The following is a 5,856-nucleotide window of genomic DNA, read 5'->3' as shown; positions in this document are numbered from 1 at the left end:
CAAAATACTGACCGTTACTCATTGCTGAGCAACGTTATACTTTTTGTGAACATTTGATAATTTAAGCATTCAGCACCCCGAAGGATGCTGGCACTTCATCAAACGCCCACACTTATCGACTGTTGATTGTTAAAGATCGTATTCGGTACTGCCTCGCTGCACCCGGCGAATCGTTTTGTTCGTCAGCAGCAGAGGAATGAGATTATGCAGTGTTTCGCTTAACTCGTCAACTCCATCTTTTTCTGCAGTGCACTCGGCATGGCCGTTTATACAAGTTTAATTCGTTGATTCTATTAAACTTTTCGTGCGCTGCAGAAGCAGGACGCGAACTATAGCAAACGCCCTGCCCCTCGCGCAAGGGCCGTCCGTCGCTTTTTTTGTACGACAAGCTAGCGCATGGCCGGTCCCAGCTGCCCGAGGATGGCATGCGCCGCTTCGACGCGTGCCGGAATCGGATAATTCTTATTCGCCAGCATGACGATGCCGACCCGATATTCCGGTACGAACAGGACATAGGCGCCGAATCCACCCGTGGCGCCGGTCTTGTTGAACAGGGTCCCGCGCGGCGGCGCCTGCGGCGGCTCGAGCCTGGTAACGGCATTGAAGCCGCGGCTCATCTTCTCGGAATTCCCGGCCTGCAGCTGCGCCAGGCTCACCGGCGCCCGGTACTGCTCCCAACCAAGTCCCTGTACGGTATCGCCGATCCGGTAGTAGCCGGTATGGGTGCACTCCACCGCCTGCCGCATCGGCTCCTCGAGCTGGGACGGATCGATATTCTCCTGTACGAAGCGGATCATGTCGGCGGCGCTCGACTTCACGCCATAGGCTTCCGCATCGAAGACGCCAGGATTGACCCGCACCGGCTTGTTCGCGCGGTTGTATCCCCAGGCGTAATCCGCCATTGCCGCCGCCGGCATGCGGACATGGCTGTGCTTCAGGCCGAGCGCAGGGAACAGCCTGCCCTCGACGGCATCGGCAAAGCTCGTATGCAAGGCCAGCGCCGTCACATGTCCGAACAGGCCGATGCTCGGATTCGAATAGCGGCGCTGCGTGCCGGGCGGCGCATCCGGTGTCCAGTTGCGGAAGTAGCCCAGCATCTGCGCATCGTCGATGACCTCGTCCGGAAACTGCAGCGGCAGGCCGCCGGGCGTATAGGTGCCGAGTTCCAGCAGGCTGGCGCGGTCGATTGCGCTCCCCTTCAGCTGCGGCATGAAGCGGCCCGGATGGTCGTCGAAAGACAGCTTGCCCTGGCCGCGGGCATAGCAGCCCAGCGTCGCGGTGAAGGTCTTGCTGACAGAACCCAGTTCGAACAGCGTGTTCTCGCTGACGGGAAGTCCCTTCTCCTTCGATGCCAGGCCATAGTTGAAGAACATGGCGCGTCCATCGACCGTGACGGCGACCGCCATCCCGGGCACGTCGTGCTGCGCCATCAAGGGCCGGATCGCGCGGTCGACGGCGGCGCGCACTGCGGCATCGGAGACATTCGCGGCGGCGCGGCTCGCGAGCGGCAGAAGGCAGAAACAGGTCAGGGCGAGGCGCCCGACGGCTTGCAGACGGATGGTCAAGAGAATCTCCCGTTGATGATGACGCGCCAGTATAGGCAGGGCCATACGGCCGCAACCAGCACCGCCGTCCCGGCGCGGCGGCGTTTCGTCACATCGCCGACTTCAGCGCATTCAGATAGCGTTCGCTGACCGCCACCGCGGCGCCGCAACGCAGCGTCAACCGGTAGCTGCCGTCGCCGATAGTCTCCAGGCGGGCGATCTGGCTGCGCCGCACGATCGCACTGCGGTGCACGCGCAGGAAGTCTTCCGGCGCAAGCAGCGCTTCCAGGCGGTTCAGGGTGATGCGGTGCAGGACCGCGCGTCCTTCCAGGTGCAGCTCGACGTAGTTGCCGGCCGATTCGACCCACAGGATGTCGTCCACGCGGATCTGCTCGATGCGGCCGACCGAACGCACATTGATGCGCTGCAGTCGCTCCGCGACCCGGCCGGCGCCGGCATCGACGTAATCGCGCAGGGCCGCGCCATAGGCCTCGCGCTGACGCTGGGCCAGCATGGCGCCGATGCGTTCGACGGTCTGCGCCAGGCGGGCGTCGCTCAAGGGCTTGAGCAGGTAGTCGAGGGCGTGCACCTCGAAGGCATCGACCGCATGCTCGCTGTAGGCGGTCACGAAGACGATCAGCGGCGGCTCACTCATGCGGCTGACTTCGCGCGCGAGCACGAGGCCGGATTCGGCCGGCATCTGGATATCGAGGAAGATCACATCGACCTCCTGGCCAGCCAGCGCCGTGCGCGCGGATGCGGTGCCGTCGCACTCCGCCATCAGGCGCCAGTCGGCGTGCGCGCCCAGGGCCAGGCGCAGGTTGGCGCGGCTGGGCGCTTCGTCGTCGACGATCAGGTAACGCACGCTCATCGCTCAGTCCCTGTCCAGCGGCAGGCGAACCTCGGCCACGAAGCGGCCGCCTTCCACGCTAGTGACCAGCGAAGCGGTCGGATGCATCAGCTTGAGCCGTTCGCGCGTATTCGCCAGCCCGAGCCCGGCGCCGGGATTCGGCGAGGTCTGCGCGCTGACGGGATTGGCGACGCGGATGGCGAGCGTCTCGTCGTCCTGCGCGAAGACCAGGCGGATATCGCTCGGACCCTGGTGGCAATCGAGATCGTGGCGCAGCGCGTTCTCGATCAGCGGCTGCAGCAGCAGCGGTGGGCACTCGACTTCATGCAGCAGCCGGCCCTCGCCGTCGATCCGCACCTGCAGCCGGTCGCCATAGCGCAGGCGCTGCAGATCCAGGTAGTCGCGCACGAACTGCAGCTCGGCGGCGACGGTGACGGTGTTGCGCACGCTCGCCGACAGCGCGTAACGCAGCAGGTCGCTCAGGCGCCCGATGCCGCCAAGGGCGAGCGTGCGGTCGCCGTCGCGCACCAGGGCGCTGATCGCGTTCAGGGCATTGAACAGGAAGTGCGGCTCGAACTGGGCGCGCAGGGCCAGCATGCGCTGCTGCTCCAGGGCCAGGCGCAGGTTGAGCATGTCGGTCTGGCTGCGCTGCCAGGCCAGTTCGCGCTCGCGGGCCTGGCGCCAGTAATGGATGGCGAGGATGGCGGCGAAGGTGCCGGTGGTCGAGAACCAGCCGACCAGCAGCATCTTCATCAGCAGCAGGCGGGCATCCTCGAGGCTGCCGATGTGGAGGTAGCCGCGCAGCCAGGCCATATAGGTCCACTGCGCGGGCTGGAACAGGAACACGAGGCCGAAGAACAGCGCGACCACATTGCGCGGCCGGGCGATCAGGGCCGGCCAGCGCGCCAGGATCAGGCTGAGTGCCGCGCTGAGGACGATCAGCGGCACCGCGTATTCGATGAACCAGGTTACCAGCAGGGCCGGATAGTGACTGTCGACGCCGACGCGCAGGTTGTCGCTGTAGGTCTGCAGGGCGCCGAGGGCGCTGATGGCTGCCCATACCAGCACGGCCATGACGATGGTCCGGGTTGCGGGCGGCGTGCGCGGAAGAGAGAGCTGCGTCATCGGAAAAGTATAGCAGCGGCCCGGTTCGCCGGACCGGTCGCGGCGGTCGGCTTCATCACGCGGATGCGGGGTTTCGTCACCGCCCTGCTGCCGCGGCGGCGGGACGCTTGCAGAATCGTTCAGGCTTCATTCGAACCCTCTACACTTTTTTTGTCCGCACATGAAAAAAACCATCTGCCTTGCCGCCGCCATTGCCTTCGGCGCCTCCATGAACGCCGCCGCCGCCGACTGGTTCGCGCCCCAGGATCCCTTCCCCTTGTATGGCAACAGCTACTACGTCGGCACCGGCGGCATCAGCGCGGTACTGATCACCTCACCGGCCGGCCACATCCTCATCGACGGCGGCCCGACCGGCGCCTCGGACCAGATCGCCGAACATGTGCGCCGGCTCGGCTTCAAGGTCGAGGACATCCGTTACATCCTCAACGGGCACGAGCACTTCGATCACGCCGGCGGCATCGCCGCCTTGCAGAAGCTGAGCGGCGCGACGGTGCTGGGCAGTGCGCCATCCGTGGCAGTGCTGCGCTCCGGCCAGGCCGACAGGCGCGACCCGCAATATCCCAACCTGGAAGCGATGACGCCGGCCGCCAACACGCGCAGCATGCGCGACGGCGAGGTCGTGAGACTCGGACCGCTCGCGGTTACGGCCCACTTCACACCCGGACATACCATGGGTGCGACCAGCTGGACCTGGCAGTCGAGCGAAGGCGGCCGGACCATGAACATGGTGTACGGCGACAGCCTGACCGCAGTGGTTGCCGATGGCCTCAGCTTCAGCAGGAATCCGCTGTACCCGAATGCGCGGGCCGACATCGAGCGATCGATCGCCACCGTCGAAGCCTTGAATTGCGATGTGCTGGTGAGTTCGCATCCGGAGGCGAGCGGGCTATGGGAGAAGAAGGCGAAACGGGCGACGCTCGGCAATGCGGCGTTCGTCGACCCCGAGGGCTGCCGCAAGTATGCGGCGAAGGCACGGGCGATGCTGGCAAAAACGCTGGCTGCGGAAGCCGCGAAAGCTGCGGAAGCGCCGTCTGCCTATCTGCTCGACGACACCGAAGTGCGCGACGTGCACGCACGAGCGCTGAACCGCGATTACCAGGTCTTCATCGCATTGCCGGAATCCTATCGTTCGTCGGATCGCCGTTATCCGGTGCTGTTCGTCACCGATGCCGCTTACGGTTTTCCGGTCACGCGCAGTATCGCCCAGCGTTTGGCAAAACATGCGGGCCTGGAGGAAGCGATCGTGGTGGGCCTGTCTTACGCAAAAGGCGACAGCGCCGTGTTCAGCCGGCGCCGCGATTACACGCCGTCGGTACCGCGCACGCAGGGGTATGCGTCGGATACGCCGGGACGGGCGGTAGCGTTCGGCGAAGCGGAGGCATATGGCGGCTTCATTGCCGATGAGGTGTTTCCGCTGATCGCGTCGCACTATCGCGCGGACATGCGCCGCAAGATCTTCGTCGGCCATTCCTACGGCAGCCTGCTGGGGCTGCAGCTCCTGCTGAGCCGTCCGAAAACCTTCGAACATTACATCCTCGGCAGTCCTTCCTTGTGGTTCGACCGCGGTGTGATGTTCGATCGCGAAAAGGCGTATGCGAAGGGGCACAAGGATATGCCGGCATCGGTGTTCTTCGGTATCGGCGGGCGCGAAACGCTGGCGGCGGGGAAGACGCGCTCACGTAATGAAGAGGATGCCGATATGGTGGCCGATGTGAGGGAATTCGATGCGGCGCTGAGGGCGCATCGCTATCCAGGATTGGCGACGCGGCTGGAAGTGTTTGCGGAAGAAGATCACGCAAGCGTATTTCCGCTGGTGCTCACGCATGGACTGCGGGCGTATCTGAAACAGGCACGCTAGAAAAGCAAAAAGCCCGCTCAATCACATTGAGCGGGCTTCTGCTGAATAATTAGCCTGACGATAACCTACTTTCACACTGGTTGCAGCACTATCATCGGCGCAAAGTCGTTTCACGGTCCTGTTCGGGATGGGAAGGGGTGGTACCGACTTGCTATGGTCATCAGACATGACTTGTACGCGTATCGTCTTCTGGGGAAGACGCGACGCTGAATCTGGAAGAAGTAGTTTTGATCTGTTGTGTCAACAAACAGCTGTCATCGTACCCTGGCTGACTGCCAAGGTTATAGGGACAAGCCGTACGGGCAATTAGTATCGGTTAGCTTAATGCATTACTGCACTTCCACACCCGACCTATCAACGTCCTGGTCTCGAACGACCCTTCAAGGAGCTCAAGGCTCCGGGAAATCTCATCTCAAGGCGAGTTTCCCGCTTAGATGCTTTCAGCGGTTATCTCTTCCGAACTTAGCTACCCGGCAATG

4 protein-coding genes and 2 rRNA genes are annotated in these 5,856 nt (G+C 63.4%); 1 reads left to right on the top strand and 5 read right to left on the bottom strand.

Annotation, left to right across the window (positions count from 1 at the left end; all coding sequences use genetic code 11):
- Positions 1–389: 389 nt before the first annotated feature.
- The 3 genes from ampC to AC1DOQ_RS26700 form a co-directional block, all read right to left on the bottom strand.
- The gene (ampC, locus tag AC1DOQ_RS26710; RefSeq protein WP_477371371.1) at positions 390–1,559 is read right to left on the bottom strand and encodes a class C beta-lactamase; all 1,170 of its coding nucleotides are present in this window, start codon (positions 1,557–1,559) and stop codon (positions 390–392) included.
- A gap of 94 nt (positions 1,560–1,653) precedes the next feature.
- Positions 1,654–2,415, bottom strand: coding sequence for a LytR/AlgR family response regulator transcription factor (locus AC1DOQ_RS26705; RefSeq protein ID WP_477371368.1), 762 nt, complete (start codon positions 2,413–2,415; stop codon positions 1,654–1,656).
- A 3-nt stretch (positions 2,416–2,418) separates the two neighbouring features.
- Positions 2,419–3,519, bottom strand: coding sequence for a sensor histidine kinase (locus tag AC1DOQ_RS26700; protein ID WP_477371365.1), 1,101 nt, complete (start codon positions 3,517–3,519; stop codon positions 2,419–2,421).
- A gap of 160 nt (positions 3,520–3,679) precedes the next feature.
- Between AC1DOQ_RS26700 and bla the strand changes: the two genes are divergently transcribed.
- A complete protein-coding gene (gene bla / locus AC1DOQ_RS26695; protein ID WP_477371362.1) occupies positions 3,680–5,377 on the top strand; it encodes a subclass B3 metallo-beta-lactamase in 1,698 nt (565 codons plus the stop codon).
- 52 nt (positions 5,378–5,429) lie between these two features.
- On the opposite strand, the gene rrf is transcribed toward bla, so the two are convergent.
- Both rrf and AC1DOQ_RS26685 read right to left on the bottom strand, forming a co-directional pair.
- Positions 5,430–5,542 (bottom strand): 5S ribosomal RNA (gene rrf, locus AC1DOQ_RS26690).
- A gap of 120 nt (positions 5,543–5,662) precedes the next feature.
- Positions 5,663–5,856 (bottom strand): 23S ribosomal RNA (locus AC1DOQ_RS26685); the annotation flags it as partial.

It is taken from the genome of Massilia sp. 01N417 (assembly GCF_056399645.1).
Note: the sequence above shows the minus strand (reverse complement) of the source record. Positions and strands in the feature narration are given on the sequence as shown.

Excerpts from the sequence above, each read along its gene's own strand:
- AC1DOQ_RS26700 (WP_477371365.1), bottom strand. The coding sequence starts at position 3,519 with ATGACGCAGCTCTCTCTTCCGCGCACGCCGCCCGCAACCCGGACCATC.
- bla (WP_477371362.1), top strand. The coding sequence starts at position 3,680 with ATGAAAAAAACCATCTGCCTTGCCGCCGCCATTGCCTTCGGCGCCTCC.
- AC1DOQ_RS26705 (WP_477371368.1), bottom strand. The coding sequence starts at position 2,415 with ATGAGCGTGCGTTACCTGATCGTCGACGACGAAGCGCCCAGCCGCGCC.